General features: G+C 63.5%; 18 protein-coding genes. 11 read left to right on the forward strand and 7 right to left on the reverse strand.

The window, feature by feature from the left end; translation table 11 throughout:
- Nucleotides 1-39: 39 nt before the first annotated feature.
- Together U5A58_RS13800 and U5A58_RS13805 are read right to left on the reverse strand one after the other, a co-directional pair.
- Nucleotides 40-453, reverse strand: a complete 414-nt coding sequence (locus U5A58_RS13800) for a DoxX family protein (RefSeq protein WP_233884136.1) — start codon at nt 451-453, stop codon at nt 40-42.
- A 138-nt stretch (nt 454-591) separates the two neighbouring features.
- Nucleotides 592-1317, reverse strand: a complete 726-nt coding sequence (locus U5A58_RS13805) for a pirin family protein (RefSeq protein ID WP_321961823.1) — start codon at nt 1315-1317, stop codon at nt 592-594.
- 126 nt (nt 1318-1443) lie between these two features.
- On the opposite strand from U5A58_RS13805, the gene U5A58_RS13810 reads away from it, so the two are divergent.
- The 3 genes from U5A58_RS13810 (at nt 1444) to ahpF (ending at nt 5030) form a co-directional block, all read left to right on the forward strand.
- Entirely contained in the window at nt 1444-2352 is a 909-nt protein-coding gene (locus U5A58_RS13810; RefSeq protein ID WP_321961824.1) for a LysR family transcriptional regulator, read from the forward strand.
- Nucleotides 2353-2675: 323 nt separating this feature from the next.
- A complete protein-coding gene (gene ahpC, locus U5A58_RS13815) occupies nt 2676-3239 on the forward strand; it encodes an alkyl hydroperoxide reductase subunit C (RefSeq protein WP_028202722.1) in 564 nt (187 codons plus the stop codon).
- Nucleotides 3240-3428: 189 nt separating this feature from the next.
- Nucleotides 3429-5030: an alkyl hydroperoxide reductase subunit F gene (ahpF, locus tag U5A58_RS13820; RefSeq protein WP_321961825.1), complete on the forward strand. Its 1602-nt coding sequence runs from the start codon at nt 3429-3431 to the stop codon at nt 5028-5030.
- A 101-nt stretch (nt 5031-5131) separates the two neighbouring features.
- Here the strand turns inward: ahpF and oxlT (U5A58_RS13825) are convergent, their stop codons facing one another.
- On the reverse strand, nt 5132-6466 hold the full coding sequence (gene oxlT, locus U5A58_RS13825) for an oxalate/formate MFS antiporter (RefSeq protein WP_321911581.1): 1335 nt from the start codon (nt 6464-6466) through the stop codon (nt 5132-5134).
- A gap of 481 nt (nt 6467-6947) precedes the next feature.
- Here oxlT (U5A58_RS13825) and U5A58_RS13830 point away from each other — a divergent pair, with 481 nt between their 5' ends.
- On the forward strand, nt 6948-7211 hold the full coding sequence (locus U5A58_RS13830) for a cupin domain-containing protein (RefSeq protein ID WP_321961826.1): 264 nt from the start codon (nt 6948-6950) through the stop codon (nt 7209-7211).
- Between the two features lie 15 nt (nt 7212-7226).
- Here the strand turns inward: U5A58_RS13830 and U5A58_RS13835 are convergent, their stop codons facing one another.
- Nucleotides 7227-8540, reverse strand: a complete 1314-nt coding sequence (locus tag U5A58_RS13835; RefSeq protein WP_321961940.1) for a virulence factor family protein — start codon at nt 8538-8540, stop codon at nt 7227-7229.
- Between the two features lie 92 nt (nt 8541-8632).
- Nucleotides 8633-11242, reverse strand: coding sequence for a bifunctional lysylphosphatidylglycerol flippase/synthetase MprF (gene mprF / locus U5A58_RS13840; RefSeq protein ID WP_321961827.1), 2610 nt, complete (start codon nt 11240-11242; stop codon nt 8633-8635).
- Between the two features lie 628 nt (nt 11243-11870).
- Between mprF and U5A58_RS13845 the strand changes: the two genes are divergently transcribed.
- Nucleotides 11871-13034 (forward strand): porin, encoded by a 1164-nt coding sequence (locus tag U5A58_RS13845; protein ID WP_321911576.1) that lies wholly within the window; start codon nt 11871-11873, stop codon nt 13032-13034.
- 114 nt (nt 13035-13148) lie between these two features.
- On the opposite strand, the gene U5A58_RS13850 is transcribed toward U5A58_RS13845, so the two are convergent.
- Nucleotides 13149-13610 carry a DUF2917 domain-containing protein gene (locus U5A58_RS13850; protein WP_321961828.1) on the reverse strand — a complete coding sequence of 154 codons (462 nt, stop codon included), beginning with the start codon at nt 13608-13610 and terminating at the stop codon, nt 13149-13151.
- A gap of 559 nt (nt 13611-14169) precedes the next feature.
- Between U5A58_RS13850 and U5A58_RS13855 the strand changes: the two genes are divergently transcribed.
- From U5A58_RS13855 to U5A58_RS13875, 5 genes are all read left to right on the forward strand, one after another.
- On the forward strand, nt 14170-14406 hold the full coding sequence (locus U5A58_RS13855) for a hypothetical protein (protein ID WP_321911574.1): 237 nt from the start codon (nt 14170-14172) through the stop codon (nt 14404-14406).
- Nucleotides 14387-15115, forward strand: coding sequence for a GntR family transcriptional regulator (locus U5A58_RS13860; protein ID WP_321961829.1), 729 nt, complete (start codon nt 14387-14389; stop codon nt 15113-15115). The genes U5A58_RS13855 and U5A58_RS13860 overlap by 20 nt, the downstream gene beginning before the upstream one ends.
- A gap of 456 nt (nt 15116-15571) precedes the next feature.
- Nucleotides 15572-16819: a formyl-CoA transferase gene (gene frc, locus U5A58_RS13865; RefSeq protein ID WP_321911572.1), complete on the forward strand. Its 1248-nt coding sequence runs from the start codon at nt 15572-15574 to the stop codon at nt 16817-16819.
- A gap of 17 nt (nt 16820-16836) precedes the next feature.
- Entirely contained in the window at nt 16837-17649 is an 813-nt protein-coding gene (locus tag U5A58_RS13870) for a fumarylacetoacetate hydrolase family protein (RefSeq protein ID WP_321945976.1), read from the forward strand.
- A 49-nt stretch (nt 17650-17698) separates the two neighbouring features.
- A complete protein-coding gene (locus U5A58_RS13875) occupies nt 17699-18673 on the forward strand; it encodes a hypothetical protein (protein ID WP_321961830.1) in 975 nt (324 codons plus the stop codon).
- Between the two features lie 117 nt (nt 18674-18790).
- Here the strand turns inward: U5A58_RS13875 and U5A58_RS13880 are convergent, their stop codons facing one another.
- Nucleotides 18791-19735 carry a LysR family transcriptional regulator gene (locus U5A58_RS13880; RefSeq protein ID WP_321911566.1) on the reverse strand — a complete coding sequence of 315 codons (945 nt, stop codon included), beginning with the start codon at nt 19733-19735 and terminating at the stop codon, nt 18791-18793.
- Nucleotides 19736-20104: 369 nt separating this feature from the next.
- Between U5A58_RS13880 and oxlT (U5A58_RS13885) the strand changes: the two genes are divergently transcribed.
- Nucleotides 20105-21463 carry an oxalate/formate MFS antiporter gene (gene oxlT, locus U5A58_RS13885; protein WP_321961831.1) on the forward strand — a complete coding sequence of 453 codons (1359 nt, stop codon included), beginning with the start codon at nt 20105-20107 and terminating at the stop codon, nt 21461-21463.
- The last annotated feature ends 15 nt before the right edge of the window (nt 21464-21478 follow it).

The following is a 21478-nucleotide window of genomic DNA, read 5'->3' on the forward strand; positions in this document are numbered from 1 at the left end:
GCAGCATCGCGCCTTTCTACAGCCCGAGAAAACAGTACGTTACTTCCTGTCGATCGAGATCCGCCCCGGACCCGTTACCGCGAGTGCGAGCAAGCCGCCGGCAATGCTGATGTTCTTGTAGAAGTTGATCATGTTCATCATCTGGTCTGCACCAGTCATGGTCCAGAAGTGATGGCCGATGAACGCCGTCGCGACGGTGTAGATCGCGAGCAGCACGGCGAGCGGCCGCGTGTAGAACCCCACGAGCAGCAGAATGCCAACCGCGAACTCCATGATCACGGCGATGACGGCTGAGAGCATCGGCACGGGCGCGCCCACGTGCGCCATGTAGTCGACGGTGCCCGAAAAGCCGGTGATCTTGGACCAACCGAACAGGATGAACAGGGAAGTCAGTAGAACGCGCGAGACCAGTAGCACGACGTCGTTGCCCGGCCCGAACAGGTTGTATCGCATGGTTTTCTCCGAAGAAGTTTTAAGCAGTTCACTACGTATCAGTTCGCGCTTCGCCGGACGGCGGCCCGCTTTCGCTTTCAGTAAGCGGGCCGCCGCGTGCCGGTGTGCGCCAGCATAACCTCAGACGCCGCGCCGAAGTTAAGACCAGAGCTCCGACACTTCGATATTACGCAGATCGAACACCAGGACCTCTGCATCGTGTCCGTCGCTGAAGGCAAGCTCGCGCTCGGAGCGGATGCGCGCGCCGTCGCCTTCGCCAAGTTCCACGCCGTTCAGCTTCACGCTGCCGCGCGCCACATGAACGTAGGCGTAGCGGTCGGCGCCCACTTCGACCTTCGCCGTTTCCGCGCCGTCGAGGCGTCCGGCATACACGCGTGCGTCCTGGCGCAGCAACAGCGAGTCTTCGGCGCCGTCCGGCGAGAGGATCACGCGGAACTTGCCGCGCTTTTGCTCATCGGCGATGTTCTTCTGCTGGTAGCGCGGTTGCGCGCCCTTCACGTTCGGTGCAATCCAGATCTGCAGGAAGTGCACCCCTTCGTCGGCCGAGTGGTTGAACTCGCTGTGCGCGACGCCCGTACCGGCGCTCATCAGTTGCACGTCGCCGGGGACGATCACCGAGCCCGTGCCCATCGAGTCCTTGTGCTCGAGCGCGCCTTCCAGCACGTACGAGAAGATTTCCATGTCGCGGTGCGGGTGCTTGCCGAAGCCGCGCGCCGGGGCTACGCGGTCGTCGTTGATCACAAGCAGGTCCGAAAAGCCGACTTGCTTCGGATCGTAGTAATTGGCAAACGAAAACGTGTGACGCGAGCTGAGCCAGCCATGTTCACCGCGGCCGCGTTGGTCTGCCTTGCGAACTTCGATCATTTTCGTCTCTCCGTGTGAATCGTTTCGATTCAGTGTTGGTTGCGATGGAAAGAATTTTAGGTCAATTAAATCGACTGGAATCGCCGTAAAATACGACTCACTGTCACATTGAAGTGGACAATCGACATGCAACTCGACGACATGCGGATCTTCGTGAACACCGTGGATGCCGGCAATTTCACGGCGGCGGCCCACCGGCTGCGGCTTTCCAAGCAGTTCGTGAGCCGGCGCGTGGCGGCGCTGGAGGCCGATCTGGGCGCGCGCCTGCTCGTGCGCAACACGCGCAAGCTGGCGGTCACGGACCTCGGCCAGGACTTCTACGAGCGCGCCAAGCGCATCCTTGCGGATGTGTCAGAGGCCGAGCAGGCCATGTCGGACCGCCGCAGCGAACCGCGCGGCCTCCTGAAAGTGAGCGCGCCGATGTCGTTCGGCATGGCGCACCTTTCGCCGCTCGTCGCCGAATTTCTGCGCGAGCACCCGGATGTCCGTTTCGACATGGACTTAAGCGACCGCAATGTCGATGTGATCGGCGAGGGTTTCGATATGGCGTTGCGCATTGGCCGGCTGGCGGATTCCACGCTGGTCGTGCAAAAGCTCATCGACGTGCGCATGATCGCCTGCTGCAGCCCCGGCTACCGACGCCGCCGCCGCGCGCCGCAAACGCCTGCCGAACTCGCGCAGCACGCCTGCCTGCCTTATGGGCAACAGGGCCGCGCGCCTTGGGAGTTCATCGTCGATGGCGTGCGCACGCCGTTCGACGTGCACGGGCCGCTGCGCGCGAACAACGGCGAAGTGATCCGCGATGCAGCCATTGCCGGGCTCGGCATCTGCTATCTGCCGGACTTCATCGTGGCGGGATCGGTGGATGCGGGGCTGCTGGTCGAGGTGCTCGAGCCGTTCATGCCGCCGCCCAACGCGCTGCATGCGCTGTACCCGCAGCATCGTGAAGCTTCCGTGACGATCCGCGCGTTCACGCAATATTTACGCGAGCGGCTGGCGGCGCGTGCAGCAACCGCGCGCGGCGGGGCGCTCTGACGCAGCATGCACGCAGCAAGCGCGCAGCCCTTGCAGAAAGGCCGTTGCGCCTGCATCTAAGGGGTAGCGTCTCGCGGATGCACCACGAAAGGGCGGGCATGTGAGGCGCATTGTCGCAGTTTCGTTGTATGCTCACCGCCCCGAGGGTTGCTCGGGCCGCGCGATGCGGGCGCGGAACCCCATGCAGACGGGCTTTGACGGCCGCTATGGGGTCCGATAGGCAGGGTTAATACCCGCGATCAAAGCAACCAATTTTTCAAACGGGCACGGTTCCCGTAACCTTCGTCCATACCTTTTCCCAACCCAGAGCGAGGAAACAACGCATGTCTCTCATCAACACGCAAGTCAAGCCGTTCAAGGCAACCGCATACCACAACGGTAAGTTCGTTCCGGTCTCTGAAGAAAACCTGAAGGGCAAGTGGTCGGTTGTCGTGTTCTACCCGGCCGACTTCACTTTCGTGTGCCCGACGGAACTCGGCGACCTGGCTGACCAGTACGCAGAATTCCAGAAGCTGGGCGTTGAAGTCTACGGCGTGTCGACCGACACGCACTTCACGCACAAGGCATGGCACGACACGTCGGACACGATCGCCAAGATCAAGTACCCGCTGGTCGGCGACCCGACGGGCGCAATCACGCGCAACTTCGACGTCATGATCGAAGAAGAAGGCCTGGCACTGCGCGGCACGTTCGTGATCAACCCGGAAGGCGAGATCAAGCTGTGCGAAATCCACGACAACGGCATCGGCCGTGACGCCAAGGAACTGCTGCGCAAGGTGCAAGCTGCTCAGTACGTGGCATCGCACCCGGGTGAAGTTTGCCCCGCCAAGTGGACGCCGGGCGCTGAAACGCTCAAGCCGTCGCTCGACCTCGTCGGCAAGATCTAAGCGTCGCTGTTCACGTGCGATCGCCCTGATCGCATGACGCCCAAGTCTCATTAGCTGTACTCCCGGGCCGCGCCCACGCGGCTGCGGCCCGGGAACCCTGCTCGCTTCGTCACGCCATAAGCGGAACGGCGAAATTGCCAGGCATTACTTAGAATTCCCCCGCTTCTTCTCTAGCCGGAAAAATACGCCATGCTCGACGCCAACATCAAAGATCAACTCAAAAGCTACCTCGAAAAAGTCACGCAGTCGATCGAGATCGTTGCGTACCTGGACGACGGCGAGAAGTCGCAAGAACTGCAGCAACTGCTGCAGGACGTCGCATCGCTCTCGAATCGCATCGCTTACGAAGAACGCCGTGGCGCCGCTGCTGGCGACGCGCGTACTCCTTCGTTCGACATCAAGCGCGCGAACTCCGACGTGAAAGTCACGTTCGCGGGCATTCCGATGGGTCACGAATTCACGTCGCTCGTGCTTGCACTGCTCCAGGTGGGCGGCCACCCGGTCAAGCTCGAGAACGACACGATCGAACAGGTGAAGGCGCTCGACGGCGTGTTCTCGTTCGAAGTCTATATGTCGCTGTCGTGCCAGAACTGCCCGGAAGTCGTGCAGTCGATCAACGCGATGGCCACGCTCAACCCCAACGTGCAGATCGTCACCATCGACGGCGCGCTGTATCAGGACGAAGTCGAGAAGCGCCAGATCATGGCCGTGCCGACCATCTACCTGAACGGCGAAGTGTTCGGCCAGGGCCGCATGGGCGTGGAAGAGATTCTCGCGAAGCTCGACACCGGCGCATCGTCGCGTGCGGCCGAGAAGCTGAACCAGAAGGATATTTTCGACATGCTGATCGTCGGCGGCGGTCCCGCTGGCGCGGCGGCTGCGATCTACGCGGCGCGCAAGGGCATTCGCACCGGCGTGCTGGCCGAGCGCTTCGGCGGCCAGGTGCTCGACACGATGTCGATCGAGAACTTCGTCTCGGTCACGGAAACGGAAGGGCCGAAGTTCGCCACGGCGCTGGAGCAGCACGTGCGCGCCTACGACGTCGACATCATGAATCTGCAGCGCGCCGAAGCGCTCGTGCCCACCGGCAACGGCTTCGAAGTGCGCACGCAGAGCGGCGCGACGCTGCGCGCGAAGAGCGTGGTGCTCGCAACCGGTGCGCGCTGGCGCAACGTGGATGTGCCGGGCGAGCAGCAGTACAAGAACAAGGGTGTGGCCTACTGCCCGCACTGCGACGGCCCGCTCTTCAAGGGCAAGCGCGTGGCGGTGATCGGCGGCGGCAACTCGGGTGTGGAAGCGGCGATCGACCTGGCCGGTATCGTGAGCCATGTCACGCTGCTCGAATTCGGCACGCAACTGCGCGCGGACGAAGTGTTGCAACGCAAGCTGCGCAGCCTGCCGAACGTCACGGTGCACGTGAACGCGCAAACCACCGAGATTTCCGGCGACGGCCAGAAGGTCACGGGTCTCGCGTATCTCGAGCGCACGTCGGGCGAAAAGCGTCATGTCGAACTCGAAGGCGTGTTCGTGCAGATCGGCCTCGTGCCGAACACCGAGTTCCTCAAGGGCACGGTGGCGCTGTCGAAACACGGCGAGATCGAAGTGGACGCGAAGGGCCAAACGTCGGTGCCGGGCGTGTTCGCCGCGGGCGACGTGACGACCGTGCCGTTCAAGCAGATCGTGATTGCCGTGGGCGAAGGCGCGAAGGCATCGCTTGGCGCGTTCGATTACCTGATCCGCTCGTCGGTCGAGCAGGAAGAAGACGCGAAGGCCGCGCCCGTCGTTGCCTGAGTAGCGGCCTAAGTCGTCGCCTGATCGAAGATTTAAAGCAGTCTCTCTTTACGCCGGCTTACGCCGGCGTTTTTTTATGCCTTCGCGAGATCAGAGAGGGCTCAGTCCTGCACGAGCGGGCTGCCATACGCGAAGCTGGCCGCCGGTTCGGCATGCTTTTGGCGATGCGCGTTGCGCAATGGCTTGAGCACGAATACGGCGAGCAGGGCGGAGACCGCCGCCATGCCCGCGGCGAGCATGAACACCGCGTGCCAGCTGCCGGTTGCCGCGGTGATCACGCTCGTGAACGGCACCAGCAGTGCGGCGGTGCCCTTCGCGGTGTAAAGCAGGCCCGCATTGGTCGCGGCGAACTTCGGTCCGTAAGTGTCGCCGCAGGTGGCGGGAAAGAGGCTGTAGATCTCACCCCACGCGAAGAACACGATGCCGGTAAGCACGACGAACGCCGTCGGAGTGTGGCCGTATTGCGAGAGCAGCACGATGCCGACCGCCTCGATGCCGAACGCGACGAACATCGTGTTCTCGCGGCCAATGCGGTCCGAGACCCAGCCGAAGAAGGGCCGCGTGAGACCGTTGAGCACCCGGTCGATGGTCAGCGCGAACGTGAGCGCGGGCAGCGTGAGGCCGAGTAGCGAAACGGGCGAGTCGTGCAGGCCGAAGTCCTTCGCGATCGGGCCGAGCTGCGCGGTTGCCATCAGGCCGCCGGCGGCCATCATCACGAACATGGCGTACATCACCCAGAAGATGGGCGACGCAATCACCTCGCGCGGACTCGCGTTGTAGACGGCGCTCGCACTTTGCGCAACTTGCTTCGCCGCTTGTCCGATGGCGCGCTTCGCTGCGGCGACGCCGTGCGAGGCGGGCGCGCTAAGCGCGAAACCGAGCACGAGCACGACGATCCCTTGCCCCAGACCGAACCAGAGGAACGTGGACTCATATCCGCTGCTCTTGATCATGTTGGCGATAGGCACGACGGTCGCCGCCGAACCCGCACCGAAACCCGCCGCGGTAATGCCCGCCGCGAGCCCGCGCCGGGTCGGAAACCACTTGAGCGCGTTGCCGACGCAGGTGCCATAAACGGCGCCCGCACCGAGCCCGCCGATCGCCGCCGCGATATAGAGCACCGGCAGCGACGCGGCCACCGAGTTGAGCACCCAGGCAACGGCGCACAACAGCCCGCCGCCTACGACCACGGGACGCGGACCGTACTTGTCGACGAGCCAGCCTTCCACGGGTACAAGCCAGGTTTCGGTGACGACGAAGATCGTGAACGCGACCTGAATCGCGGCGCGCCCCCAGTGGTACTTTTCGTTGATGGGATTGACGAACAGCGTCCAGCCATACTGCATGTTGGCGATCATCGCCATGCAGATGACGCCGAGCACGAGTTGCGTCCACGGCGACGCGAATCGCGACGCCCCTCCTTGCCGATGCTCCATGTGTGTCTCCGGTTTCTTCGAATGAACGGCCTTGCGCGAAGAGCGCTTTCTGCCCGAATCGCGGTCAGCGAATCCTGTCGTTTGCCTGACAGTCGTTTACACAATATGTAATATATCAACGAAGTCAAGCGGAAGGCATCTCAGGGCTTCCACTACCCCTGCGCATTGATGAGTATGGCGTTTGAAAGCTTTCGACCGATGCCGCGCACGCCGGAAAAAAAAGCCCGCCGGCTAGGCCAGGCGGGCTGAGGCATGTGCGAGATAGCGGAAATCGCGACATGTGATGTCGTTATAGGCGAAAGCCTTTAGTAATGTAAGGGGGAATTTTTCAAAAGCCTTTCACGTCGATTTGAGTGAAAGGTTGGCCGGGATACCTGTAGGGGAGTGGGCGGTCCGGCGGGAGGTCAAATCGTGCAGCGCGTTGGCGCGCGTGCCAAACTGGCCGATGTCGCGTCGACACCGTCGAGCGAGGAGACGAATCATGCAGCGCGAAACATTCATCCGCAGCCTGGCCGATGAAGGCTTTCCCGAACCCGTTGTCGTGACGCGCGAAGCCGGCGTCATGGAGGTCCATTCGCATCCGTTCGAAGCGAAGGCGCTCGTCATCGAAGGCGATCTGCACATTCGCGTGGGCGACGAAGAGCGGCACTACAAGGCCGGCGACGTGTTCCATCTCGCCGCCAACCTGCCGCACGCCGAGCGCTACGGGCTGCAGGGCGTGCAGTATCTCGTCGCGAGAAAGTAAGCGTGGGGCGCGACTTCACCCCCGCGCCGCAATTTCCTTCTTCCATCCCGCGATGATCTTCGCGGCAAGCGCGTTGTAGTCGCCGTCGAAGTGATGGTCGCCGCTCGTCTTGACGACGTCGATGCCGGTGTTCACGAGCGCCGGGCACAGCGTGTCTTTCTCGCCCGCGCCATACACGCATTGCACGATCGAAGGCGGCACCTTCGCGAGTTCCGGGCGCACCTGCAGCGCCTTGTCGCTGGCGGGCATGCCGAGCCAGCCCGTCACGCGGATCTGGAAGTCGGCGTCCGGCGCGAAGCCGAGCAGCGACATGTACGACACCTTCGCACGCAGCGCGTCGGGCAGACGGTTGTAGGCGAACGGCATGACGTCCGCGCCAAACGAGTAGCCCACGAGCGCGATGTGCTGCGCATGCCAGCGCGAGCCGTAAGTCTTCAGCACGCGTGCGAGATCGTGGCTCGTTTGTGCCGGCGTCTTTTCGCTCCAGAAGTAACGCAGCGCATCCCAGCCGATCACCGAAATACCCTGCTTTTGCAGCGCTTCCGCAATCGTCTTGTCGAGATCGCGCCAGCCGCCGTCACCCGAGATCACCACCGCGAGCATGTCGGTCGCGTGCGCCGCGGGCAGTTCGACGAGCGGCAGATCCGACACGTCCTCTTCGCTTTCCGTCGAGACGCGCAGATGATTCGAGGTGAGCGCAACGATCTTGTCGGCGTCGGCTACACCGGGGGCGAAGGTGCGCGGCGCGCCAGCGTTCGTTGCGTGCGCATCTTTCGTCGTCACGCCCTGCTCGAAGAAACCGGGCAGGCCGGTGCCGCGCGACAGCTTGGGGTCGGCCGGGCAGGGCGAGAAGCGCGCGTCGAGCTGCGCGGCGGGATCGAGCGACACGGCACCCGCCATCGTGTTCGCGGGCGCCTGCGAGAGCATGCGCTGAGCGATGAGCGCGCCTTCGCCGCTGCCGATGGCGATCGGCGCGTAGTATTCGCTCGCGCCCAGCTGGCGTTCGAGCTGATGGCTCAGCGCTTCGGCGTCGCCGTAGAGCTTGTGGCAGGTTTCGTTCTTTACGGCCGCGAGGTTCTGCGCGTAGCGTTCCGTATCCACACCCACGACGAGCGCGCCATGCTGCGCGAGCGCGTCCGCGCGTTGCTGGTCGGCGGCGCTCCAGTGCTTGTCTGCGGAAAACAGCACGGTGAAGCCGCGGATCGTGCCGGTCGGTTTCGTCACTGCGACATCGCCGTAACGGCCGCCGGAAACGTGCATCGTAGCGACGGAAGCTGGCGCCGAGGCGGACGGTGAAGCGGACGCTGAAGCGGAAGTCGAAGCGGGCATCGAAGCCGCGTTTGCGTGAGCGGTGAAAAACGCGAGCACAACGGCGCCCGCTGCCGTGCCTGCAAGGCGCGGCAGCCTGGTGATACGGAATGTCATGAGCGCCAGCCTCCTGCCAGCAGCGATAGATCGGCGAGGGTGATGAACACGCTGATCGAGCCCGAAGCGGCCAGATAGCGCGGTTCCCAGCGCGGCGCGAACTTGTTCTTGAAGCCGCGCAGCCCCCGGAAGTTATAGAAGCGGCCGCCGAAGCGCCAGATGAAGCCCGCGAGCCGGTGCCACGACGAAGCAAGCGGCGTGGGACCCATGCCCGAGAGCGGCGCCATGCCGAGCGAGAGCGACTGGTAGCCGGCGGCCTTCAGATGCAGTGCGAGCTGCGTGAACAGATACTCCATCGCGTAGGGCGAGGCGCCGGGCAAATGGCGCATGACGCCCACCGTCGCGTCGGTATTCAGATCGGTCGTCATGAAGGTGACGAACGCGAGCGGCTCGCCGTTCTGGCGGATCAGCAGCACGGACTGCGCGGCGAGATAGTCGTCGTCGAACGCGGCCACCGAGAAGCTCTTTTCGCGCGCTTCGCGGTCCTGCAGCCAGGCGTCGGAGATCGCGCGCAGCACCGGCAGGCTCGCGCCCATCTGCGTGGGCTCGATGTGTTCGATCGAAAAGCCGTCGCGTTCGCCGCGCTTGAGCGCGTAGCGCAAATGCGCGCGCTGCGGACCCTTCAGGTCGAATTCCTGCAGCATCACGCGCGCTTCCTCGCCGAGCTTCATCAGCGTGAGGCCGGCGTCGAGATAGAGCGGCAGCGCGTCGGCGCGCACCTGGTAGAACGCGGCGCGGCCGTTGTGCGCGTGCGCGAGCGTGACGAATTCGCGGATCAGCGCCGGCCACTCTTCGCGCGGGCCGACCGGGTCGTGCAGCGCCGCCCACGTGCGGCCGCGCTTAGCGTACATCAGGAACGCCTTGCGCGAGGCGGAGAAGAGGAAGCTCTTGTCGCCCATCAGCGCGAGGCCCGCGTCGCTGCGCTCCTGCGCACGCACGATGCGCGCGGCCTCTTCGAGGTCTTCGCTCGGCGGCATCACGAAGCGGCCCGCGGCGGGGCGCAACAGTTGCCACAGCGCGAGCGCGGCGGCGAACACGCCGGCGCCGAGCGTGGCGCGCAGTGCGCGCGGGGCGCGGCTGTGGAAGGCGAATTGCCACCAGAGACTCTGCGAGTACTGCACGTCGCGGAACGCGAACAGCAGCACCCATACGGCAAGCGCGATCACGCAGCCGACCGAGGCGAGCCACGCTGGCGTGAAACGCTCGGAGAACATCGACGAATGGCGGTTAAAGCGCTTGCGTGTAGCGAGGAGCAGCACGATCAGCACGCACAGCACGCCCGCTTCGACGAAGGCGAGGCCCTTGGCAAGCGAGAGCGCGAGGTTGGCCACGGCGATCACGAGCGCGAGCCACCAGGCGGCGTCCAGACGCCGCAGCAGGCCGCGCGCGACGAAGAGGAGCAGCACGCCGAAGAGGCTGCCCATCAATTGCGAGCTTTCGAGCACCCACAGCGGCACGATGGTTTGCAGCAGCGCGATGCGCTTGGAGAACGCGGGCGTGGCGCCGGAGATCACGAGCATGCTGCCGGTCACGAACGTGACGATGGCGAGAAAGAGCGGCGCGAGCTGCGAGACGCCGTCGGCGCCGCGCTTCGCAAAGCGGGCGCTGAGCGGGGTTTTGAGCGCGCGGCCTTCGAAGACCGCGAGCACGCCTGCCGCGAGCGCGAGCGGCGCGCCGAAGTAGATCGCGCGATAGGCGAGCAGCGCGGCCAGCACCTTGGAGGTGGGCACGCTCGGGCCGAGCGCGTAGACCATCGCGGCTTCGAACACGCCGATGCCGCCGGGCGTGTGGCCGATCAGGCCGAGCAGCATGGCGGCGCAATAGACGGTGAGGAAGTCGGTGAACCCGAGGAGGGCGTGCGGCATGACCGACCAGAGCGCGAGTCCGGCGCCGACCACGTCGAGCGCGGCCAGCAGCAATTGCGCAACGAGGTCGCGCCGCGCCGGCACCGAAAAGCGCAGCCATGCGCGGCCAAACGGCTCGATTTCGCGTGCGTGGGCCGGGCAGAGGATCACCATCACCGCGCCGCAGCCGAGCACCACGCCGCCGATCAGGCGCAGTTCGTCGGGCGAGAGATGCAGCAGGCCCGAGAGCGTGCCGGCAGCGCCCACCATGCCGAGCGCGGTCATGAGCACGAGCGCGAGAGCGAGCGTGACGCTCGTGAACACCGTCATGCGGCCGATCTGCGCGGGCGTGACGCCGGCGCCACCATACACGCGGCAGCGCACGGCGCCGCCTGTGAGCGCGCCGAAGCCGGTGACGTTGCCAAGCGCCGAGCCGGCGATCGCGCCGGCCCACAGCGCGCCGCGCGAGACGCGCGCGCCGAGGTAGCGCAGGCCCACGGCGTCGCGTCCGACCAGCGCGACGAAGCTCACGGCCGTGGCGGCGAGCGCGCCGGCCCATTGCGCTGGCGTGAGCGTCCAGAGCTGGCGGATCACCGAGTGGTAGTCGACCGTGCGCGAGAGGTGCTGGAACACGACCAGCAGCAGCGCGCAGATGCCGAGCGCGAACACCGGCGCGACAAAGCGCTGCAGGCGCAGGGCTCCGGCACGGCGGCGCAGCGCCTCGAGGGCGCGCGCCGCGCGTGAAGAATGCGATTGAGACATGGATCGGTCTGGTGGCTCTCTGCGGTGTCGCCGTATCGACTGTTACAGCTTCCCCGGCGGTGACATCGCGTTTATTCGCGTTCTGCGTTTACGTTCTTGCGAGGCCGGTTCTCGCGCACCTCGCGCCGCGAACCGGAAATTCGAGTCGAATCGTAATCGTTCGGAAAGGACTAGTTAAGCTCAGCAAACGCATAGGACTACCCGCCGGTTGACGCCCCGGCACAAGAAACCGCTTTTGGGTGCGGATCGATTGGGTGCCATGCCGCGTCCTAACTAGCGGATTTAATTGGGGAATTATCTCGTGTCGATTAATGTTTGCAAAGCCTAATTAACAGACAAGTTGAAGCGCTAAGGTAATCGTTAAGTTATGAGTAATGCGGGCTTGTGTATCACATATTGAAGCGCTCGCCGGTTTGGCCGGTTCTCCGCAAGCCTTGCCTGGCGGGCGTTTCAGGAGGGCGCTCAGTGCATTGTTTCGCAGCGGGAGATAATGTTTCGGCAGTTATCCAGGCACTTCCTGAAACCGCTGTCACTAATTCGAGACAGCTTGTTTAATCCTTTTACATTGCTCGACGGGCGAGTTAGTCTGCTTTGGTCAAGAGTTGTTTTACTGCGCCGGGAGAAAGACGTGAACAGACTAGCCTTGACTTCCCTTTCGCTTGCCGCGCTCGGGGTGGCCGGCATGGCTCAGGCACAGACCAGCGTGACGCTGTACGGGACCATCGACACCTCGATTACGTACGTCAACCACGCCGAAGGCAGCAACAACCTCTGGGCGCTCGGCAACAGCAGCAATGGCAATCTCTCCGGCTCGCGATGGGGTTTGAAGGGCGCCGAAGACCTCGGCGGCGGCCTCAAGGCAATCTTTCAGTTGGAAAACGGCTTCAACCCGTCGACAGGCTCGCTCGCGCAAGGCGGCAGGCTGTTCGGGCGGCAGGCGTACGTGGGCTTGACGGCTGAGCAGTACGGTTCGCTAACGCTGGGGCGGCAGTATGACCCGCTCATCGATCTCGTGCAGGGGATCACGGCCGACAACTATTTCGGCTCCGTGTTCGCAACGGCGGGCGACGTCGACAACTACGACAACAGCTTCCGCGTGAACAATGCCGTCAAGTACACGACGCCCGTGTGGAGCGGCCTGCAGGTCGCGGCGATGTACTCGTTTGGCGGCGTGGCGGGCTCGACGGGCGCCGAGCAGTCATATTCGGCGGCGGTCAACTACACCAACGGCCCGCTCGCGCTCGCAGGCGGTTACTTCTACGCGACGAACAGCCAGGCGGTGAACGGCATTCGCACCGACGGCTGGACGAGCACCTCGGACGGTACCTTCGACGGCCCGATCAACTCCGGCTACGCCACGGCGCACTCGCTCACCATCGCGCGCGCGGCGGCGCAGTACCAGCTCGGCCAGTTCACCTTCGGCCTCGGCTACAGCAATGCGCGCTACTCGCCGGACGGCAGCTCGGTGTTCCTCAACACCCAGAAGTACAACACCGGCCAGGGCTTCCTGAACTATCAGCTGACCCCCGCGCTGCTCCTGGGTCTCGGCTACAGCTATACGCATGCCAATGGCGATACGACGGCGAGCTACAACCAGGTCTCGCTCGGCGCGGACTACAGCCTCTCGAAGCGCACCGACCTGTACATGACGGCGGCGTGGCAGCATGCGAGCGGCGATACGGGCAACGGCTCGGGCGGCTCGATGCCGGCCGAGGCTTCGATCGGTTCGTATGGCTACGCGGGCACGTCGAACCAAACCATCGTGAACCTCGGGCTGCGGCACAAGTTCTGAGTCAGCGCCTGTCTTACGACGCCGGATGCGCCTGTTGGGCGGCGCATCCGGCGTTTTGGCGTGTGCGGCCGTGGCTTCGGCTCAGAGCGTATCCGGCGATGCGTGCTTCGCGCTTCACGCCTCGCGCGAGCGCCGTAGCGTGAGCAGCGCAAGCCAGGCGGCGAGCCGTTCCCTACAGCGCTGCACGCCCGCAAACGGCGGCTGCCATGCGCTCGTGATGCTCACGCGCGCCGGCAAAACAGCCTCGGTGCTGAGCCAGATGCGCTCGCCGCGTTCGAGGCGCAGCGTCTCGCCCGGCTGCAGCCAGTGGTCGTAGGGCGAGCGGGCGCGCGTGACCCACACCTGGGCTGATTGAACCCGCAGCGTGGCTGACGCATTCACGCGCCACGTGAGCGTGCGCATGGGCGGCACGGCGAAGTGGACCGACTGCGAAGGCAACGGGTCGTCGAAGCGGTCGGTTGCGTCTGCAACGGTCAGCTGAGCGGGTTGCGAAGTGGGCTGTGAAGTGGACTGTAAAGCGGGTTGTGAAGCGGGCTGTGAAGCGGGCTGTGAAGCTGCCTGAAATGCGTCATCCATCGTGTTCTCCATTTTTTGGAGCCGACGAACGGAGCGCTGCCACCCAGAAAAACAAAAAGCCCCGTCGATGCCGGCGGGGCTTGTGATTTGCGTGACGACAGACTGCTAGTACGCACACCATCCCCGTGGACGACCCATATGGGTTGTCCACGGATGATTCATCGTGTTTGCGATGACGAGGCGGGTGACGGAAGTGTGCATGGGTCGAGTGTGCGGGGTGGCTCGCCGCGCTGTCAACCTGAAATGCTTAAATAGCTTTGGCGGCCGTAGTGTGTGTTGCGCGCGAGTCTCGTTCACACGTTTGCCTGACGCGATCGTGCCCTTCGATGCCGTATCCTCTTGCGGGCCGTACCGGTTTCTCACTAGCATGGGTTGTTTTTCATAGATATACGGTCGACTGTACCCATAATGTGGGAGCGCACCCCCTGCTGAGCCCCGGAAGCATCGAAGTGTTGTGCGGAAACGACTGCATCTGATATATCACATACAGAATATTGCTTTCTGCCGCAACGCAGCATATGATTGAGTTATTCGATTACTCAATCATGCGGAGCTTCAAATGGATTTCGTTTCTCTCGCACTTTTCGGTGCTGCGGTTGTGGGTCTGGGTGCGGCTGCTACGGTCATGATCGCCAGGTGGCTGCCGCAGTCTGCTATTGAGCAAGCTGCACAGCATGGCCGGTACGTCGGTTTGGGCGAAGCGCCGCGCGCGAAGGCGGTGCGTCGTGCACAATTCGGTCCGCGAATCCGTCCGCAGGTCGGAAAAGAGGTAATCAATGTCGTCAGAACAAACTGAAGTAGTAGCAAGCCGGGATGCGGCGCCGCTCAAGCTGGCGCTGCAGCCCATCAACGCAACACTGAGCCTGCGCGATCAGGCTTACGCCATGCTGCGCCAGGCCATTGCCGACGCCGACATCTACCAGACACGCGAAGAAATTCGGCTCGACGAGCGCGTGCTGAGCGAGTCGCTCGGCGTGAGCCGCACGCCGGTGCGCGAGGCCATGACGCTGCTCGAGCAAGAAGGCTTCCTGCGCATGGTGCCCCGCCGCGGCATCTATATCGTGCGCAAGAGCAAGCGCGAGATCGTGGAGATGATCCAGATGTGGGCGGCGCTCGAAAGCATGGCCGCACGCCTCGCCACGGTCCACGCCACCGACGAGGAAATCGCGCGGCTGCGCCACATGTTCGACGACTTCCGCGACAGCACGCCGGCCGAGCATATCGCCGAGTACTCGGACGCCAACATCGCGTTCCACCAGGCGATTGTCGAGCTTTCCAAGTCGCAGATCATTCTCGACACCATCAAGAACATCTTCGTGCACGTGCGCGCCATTCGCCGCATGACGATCTCGCAGAGCGACCGGGCCTCGCGCTCGATCGTCGACCATCTGCGCATTATCGAGGCGCTCGAGAAGCGCGACACCGAACTGGCGGAAAAGCTCGTGCGCCAGCATTCGCTCGATCTCGCAGTTTACGTCGAGAAGAACTGCGATTTCCTTGACTGACGTGCGCAACTAGCGCCGCGGTTAGTGCAAAACGGGAGACCTTCGGGTCTCCCGTTTTGCATGCAGTTACGTCCCAGCGCGTCCCGGCGGCTCAAAGGCCTCCACCGGCCGACTTTATGCGCATCAACCCCTGGCATCCCTGACCAAATCGCGGACCCTTACAGCCATCCTTCACACGGAATCTGGCATATCAGGCGCGATCGATTCTCGGGGTTTTCCCTCGTGTGCACCGCGTCAACGACGTCGAACTAGCGTGAAAACCAGACTGGGTAAGGCTTTGACGCGATTCTAATGGCATTCCCGATGAGCAATTCCCCTCTTGCCTCGTTCTGATATATCACATACCGTATTGCTCAAGGACGCAGATGTCGCGCCATGGCGCGAAACGCCTCTGCCCACGCAACCCCACCGATTTTCGAAAACTCGCCCGGCCACGATTAGATAAGGAGATATGACATGGGCAAGGCATTGAACGGCGTGCGCATCCTCGATTTCACGCATGTGCAGTCGGGACCCACCTGCACGCAACTGCTCGCCTGGTTCGGCGCGGACGTGATCAAGGTAGAGCGTGCAGGCGCTGGCGACATCACGCGGGAACAACTGCGCGACCTGCCGGACGCGGACAGCCTCTACTTCACGATGCTCAACGGCAACAAGCGTTCGCTCACGCTCGACACGAAGAACCCGCAAGGCAAGCGGGTGCTTGAGCGGCTCATTCGCGACTGCGACGTGCTGGTCGAGAACTTCGCGCCGGGTGCGCTCGAGCGCATGGGCTTCAGCTGGGAACATATCCAGACGCTGAACCCGCGCATGATTGTCGCTTCGGTGAAGGGCTTCGGTCCTGGGCCCTATGAGGACTGCAAGGTCTACGAGAACGTTGCGCAGTGCGTGGGCGGTGCGGCTTCGACGACCGGCTTCGACGACGGTCCGCCGGTCGTTTCGGGCGCGCAGATCGGCGACAGCGGCACCGGCCTGCATCTCGCACTCGGCATCGTCACGGCGCTCTATCAGCGCACGCACACGGGGCGCGGCCAAAAGGTGCTCGCAGCCATGCAGGACGGCGTGCTCAACCTGTGCCGCGTGAAGCTGCGCGACCAGCAGCGGCTCGAACGCACCGGCGTCATGAAGGAGTACCCGCAATACCCCAACGACAGTTTCGGTGAAGCGGTGCCGCGCGCCGGCAATGCGTCGGGCGGCGGGCAGCCGGGCTGGATTCTCAAGTGCAAGGGGTGGGAGACCGACCCGAACGCTTATATCTACTTCATCGCGCAGGCGCCGGTGTGGGACCGCATCTGCAAGCTGATCGGACGCGAGGAGTGGATCGACGACCCGGACTACGCCACGCCGAATGCGCGTCTGCCGCGCCTGAAGGCGATCTTCGACGAAATCGAGCACTGGACCATGCACCGCACGAAGTTCGACGCGATGGCCTTGCTCAACCGCTACGACATTCCATGCGGCCCGATTCTTTCGATGAAGGAGATCGCGGGCGACGAATCGCTGCGCGCGAGCGGAACGATCGTCGAGGTGGATCACCCGGTGCGGGGCAAGTACCTCACGGTGGGCAACCCGATCAAGCTCTCGGACAGCCCGACCGAAGTCACGCGTTCTCCGCTGCTCGGCGAACACACCGACGAGGTGCTCGCTGAATTCGGCTACACGAAGGACGAGATTCACTCGCTGCGCGTGTCTGGCGCCGTTTGAAACCAGGGAGCGAAAACATGGAAACGTGGATGCGTTTGATGGCGAGCGACGGGAGCATTGTGTTTGGCCGCGTCGAGAACGGTTACCTGCACGAATACGAAGGGCTCGATCAGCCGGTGCCCACTGGCGCGGTGCTGTCGCTGCGCGCGCTCACGCCGCTTGCGCCTTGTGCGCCCGGCAAGGTGGTCGCGCTCTGGAACAATTTTCACGCGCTCGCCGCGAAGCTGGAAAAGCCGGTGCCTTCGCACCCGCTTTTCCTCATCAAGCCGGCGGCTTCGGTCATCGGCTCTGCGGAATTGATTCGGCGTCCTGCCCACTATGCGGGAAAAATCGTGTTCGAAGGCGAACTCGGCATCGTGATCGGCAAGCGCTGCCGCGACGCGAGTGTCGAGGAAGCCGAGTCGGCGATCTTCGGCTACACGATCGTCAACGACGTCACGGCTGCGGGGCTGATCACCGAGAATCCGCACTTCCCGCAATGGTGCAGAGCCAAAGGTTTCGATACGTTCTGTTGTCTGGGCCCGGCGATCGTTTCCGGGTTCGACTGGCAGCGTGCACGCGTTGTCACGAAGCTCGATGGTGTGGAGCGCCAGAATTATCCGCTCGACGACATGGTGTTTTCGCCGGCGCAGCAGGTGAGCCTCATTTCGCAGGATCTGACGCTCGAACCGGGTGACGTGATTGCGTGCGGGACTTCACTCGGCGTAGGCTCGATCGTTGATGGCGCAACTGTCGAGGTCACCATCGAAGGGATTGGCACGTTGAGCAATATGTTGGGCACCGCATGCGCGCAGAGCGAGTCGCTTGCTGCCGTAGAGAGCGGGGCCTGATGGCGTAAAACCAAGGACGCGCGGCAGACATGCCGCGCGAGGAGGAGAGATGCCGGAGCAACTGGCTGGCGACCTGGCGTGGCTGGGTGTGGGTGCGCTATTCGCATGGCTCGTCTGTGCATTTGCACAATTAGCGGCGCTCGCGCCGGTCCGTGCATGGTCGTCGTCACGTTCCCGTGCCGCGCTGCGCTGTGCAAAGCGTGCTGCTGCGCCGCACCAGCATCGGCTCGCCTTCGCCATTTCGTTCGCATTGCTGTTGACCGTGCCGCCCGGCGTGATCGCCGCGGGCTGGATGCAGTCGCCCGTTGCGACGGTCGCTGTCGAAGCGGGTGTGCTGGGCGGTCTGTGCCTCGCGGGCCGGCGCGACCTGACGCGACGTGCGCGGACGGCCGCGCTGCTCGGCGGTGTTTTGGGCGCGAGTGTGTTGATCGGCGCTTTCATTGGCTACGTGTTGCAGCCTGAGCGTAGTCCGATCGAGCGCGTGGCGCTGTTCGTCGCCGTGGCGACCGGCGCGTTGCTGGTCGGCGGCGCGCTGAGTCTGTTCAGCCGTGGCGCACGAGCGAGTGGCGCGGCTCGAAGGCGCGTGCCGTTCGGCCGTGGCGACCGCTTCATTCATGTCCTGGCGCTGTTGCTCGCAGCGGCGCTCGGCTATGGGTTCCTGAGCGTGCGTGCTTGTCTCGACGTCGAAATCTCCATACTGGTCGCGGCGAGCGTGCTGTGTGCGGCGCTGGGCGCGCGGCTCATGAGTGGCGCGCGGCGGCCGCGGCTCGCGCGTACGGGCGCGGTCGAGACGTCACTATCAGGCGAGCCCTTCAGTGCGATATTCAACGCGAGCTTCGCGGGTGTGCCGGACGAACTGCTGGTGGCGGCCTGCGGCAGCGGCGCCTTCGAACCGGCGTGGCTGGCCGCGAACGACGCGCCGCATGGCGGCCCGGGGCGCGCGGGTCATCACGCGTCGCAGGACTTGCCACGGCGGCGGCGCAGCCGGGGCGGCGCGTTGCGGCAGCGGCAGGGGCCGCACTGAGACAGCCCGCCGAAGGCACCACAAGAGCATCCACGGGATCAGGGGAGCACGACAGAACGCGCAACACGACGCGAATGATTAGTCATGCCTGATAGTCTGCTGCGTAAGTATAAAACCTTACTTATGCAAACTCGCCTCTGACACTTTTGTAATGTTCTCGATGAGTGCTGCGCCTTCCTCCATGAGGAAGCGCTTGAACGCGAGCGCGACGGGCGGCAGGCGCTTGTTTTTCCGGTGCACGACATACCAGTTGAGCATGACCGGGAAGCCTTCGACGTCGAGCACTGTGAGGTGGCCGACCTGCAATTCGAGGCTGATGGTGTGCGCCGAGAGAAAGGCGATGCCCATGCCCGCGATCACGGCCTGCTTGATCGTTTCGGTGCTTTGAATCTCCATGGCGATCTTGAGGTTCGTGATCTTCCCGGCGAAGCCTTCTTCCATCGAATTCCATGTGTCCGAGCCGCGCTCGCGCACGATGAACGCCTCGTTGGCGAGCGTGCTGAGCTTGATGGCGCGCTTGTGCGCAAGCGGATGCGAGGGCGCCGCGACGATCACGTACGGGTGTGGCGCAAACGGCTCGTTGATGGCGTCGGTTGCGTGGGGCGGCCGCACCATCACGGCGAGATCGGTCTGGTTGGTGGCGAGCTGCTGGAGCAGCTGCTCGCGGTTGTGCACGGAGAGATTGAGCGCGACGCCCTTGTAGCGGCGCGTGAACTCAGCCAGCAGGCGCGGAAAGAAGTAATCGCCCGCGCTAATGACGGCCACGTTGAGCTTGCCGCCCGAGACGCCCTTTAGCTGGCTCATCGCCTCGTCGACTTCGTGGAACTGCTGCATGATCGCGCGGCTGTAGTGGAGCATCTCCGTGCCCGCGGGCGTGAGATAGATCTTCTTGCCGAGCTGCTCGAAGAGCGGCAGGCCTGCGTGATCTTCGAGCTGCCGAACCTGCGTAGAAACGGCCGGCTGGGTGAGATGCAGCTCTTCCGCAGCACGCGAAAAACTGAGGTGGCGCGCCACGGTCTCGAAGACCTTGAGCTGGCGCAGCGTGGCGTTTCGCATCGTCATGGCCGAACCATAAAGGATACTGAATCCACATAATAACAAACTTTAATTGTGAGTAATTCAGCAATCACCCTAGCATAGTTGAAAGGCATCCGAATGCCGTGCGACGTGCTCGAATCTATGTTCGGGTTAACGCTCGGAAATACGATTTCATAAGGGACAACACGTAGAAAAGCCCTTGTTTAACGATGTTTTAAGGGGTTTGCTGTACGGTCAGGGTGAATGAGGATTGACGAATTTTAATTCGAATATCTGATTCATCTGGCCAATAAAAAACAGCATCTGGAAGTGAAAAAGATAAAACCATAAGCCTGAATTTATGCAGACCCGCAATTGCGCGGCTGCAATGAATAGATAGCGGAGACAAGCGATATGAATGCAATCGGTCAGAGGAGCGAGAGCGGTCCGTTCTGGACGAACCGCTGGTTTCAACTGGTGGTGGGCATGCTATGCATGGCGCTCGTTGCCAACCTGCAATACGCATGGACGCTGTTCGTCGCACCGATGAACTCGCGTCACCACTGGGGCCAGGCGGAGATTCAACTGGCGTTCTCGATCTTTATTCTGACCGAGACCTGGCTCGTGCCGGTGGAAGGCTGGCTTGTCGACAAGTTCGGCCCGCGTCCGGTCGTGGCAGGCGGCGCGGTTTGCGCAGGCCTCGCCTGGGTGATCAACTCCTACGTCACGACGCTGCCGATGCTCTACGTTTCTGCCGTGATCGCGGGTATCGGCGCGGGCGGCGTGTATGGCACCTGCGTGGGCAACGCGCTCAAGTGGTTCCCGGACCGCCGCGGTCTCGCCGCCGGTCTCACGGCCGCGGGCTTCGGCGCCGGCGCTGCCGTGACGGTAATTCCGATTGCGAACATGATCACGCGCTCAGGCTACGAGCACACGTTCTTCTTCTTCGGCGTGTTGCAGGGCGTGTCGATCCTCGTGCTCTCGTTCCTGCTCGTAAAGCCGGTGCCGCCGCGCTCCTTCGTCGTGGCTGGCCGCAGTCTCGTCTCGCGCGTCGATTACACGCCGGGGCAGATGGTCAAGCAGCCGGTGTTCTGGGTGATCTACATCTGCTTCGTCGCGGTGGCCGCTGGCGGCCTGATGGCAACGGCGCAGATCGGACCGATCGCCAAGGACTGGGGTCTTGCCCGCATTCCGATGACGGTGTTCGGCATGACGCTGCCGCTGCTCACGCTCACGCTCTCGATCGACAACATCTGCAACGGCTTTACGCGTCCGCTGTGCGGTTTCATCTCCGACAAGATCGGCCGTGAGAACGCGATGTTCCTGATCTTCGTGGGCGAAGGGCTCGCGCTGCTCGGCATGATGCAGTTCGGCACGAACCCGTATGCGTTCATGGTCTTCGCTGCGCTGATCTTCCTGTTCTGGGGTGAGATCTTCTCGATCTTCCCGGCCATCTGCGCGGACACGTTCGGCAGCAAGTACGCCGCCTCCAATGCCGGCACGCTGTACACCGCGAAGGGCACCGCCGCGCTGCTCGTGCCGGTAGCCTCGGTGCTGTCTGCCACGGGCGGCTGGAGCGCCGTGTTCATCGCGGCTGCGGTCATCACGATCGCGGCGGGCGTGAGCGCCAAGTTCTTCCTCGCACCGATGCGCAAGCGCCTGATCGAACAAAGCAGCGAAGCAAGCAACGAAGCAGGCAACGAGCCCAATGTCACGCTGGCCACGAATACGGGCGCAGGGTTGCCGCACTGGTCCAACCAAAACGGCGAATGAAGCGCGCGGGCCCGC

Source organism: Paraburkholderia sp. J7, from assembly GCF_905220155.1.
Lineage (GTDB): Bacteria > Pseudomonadota > Gammaproteobacteria > Burkholderiales > Burkholderiaceae > Paraburkholderia.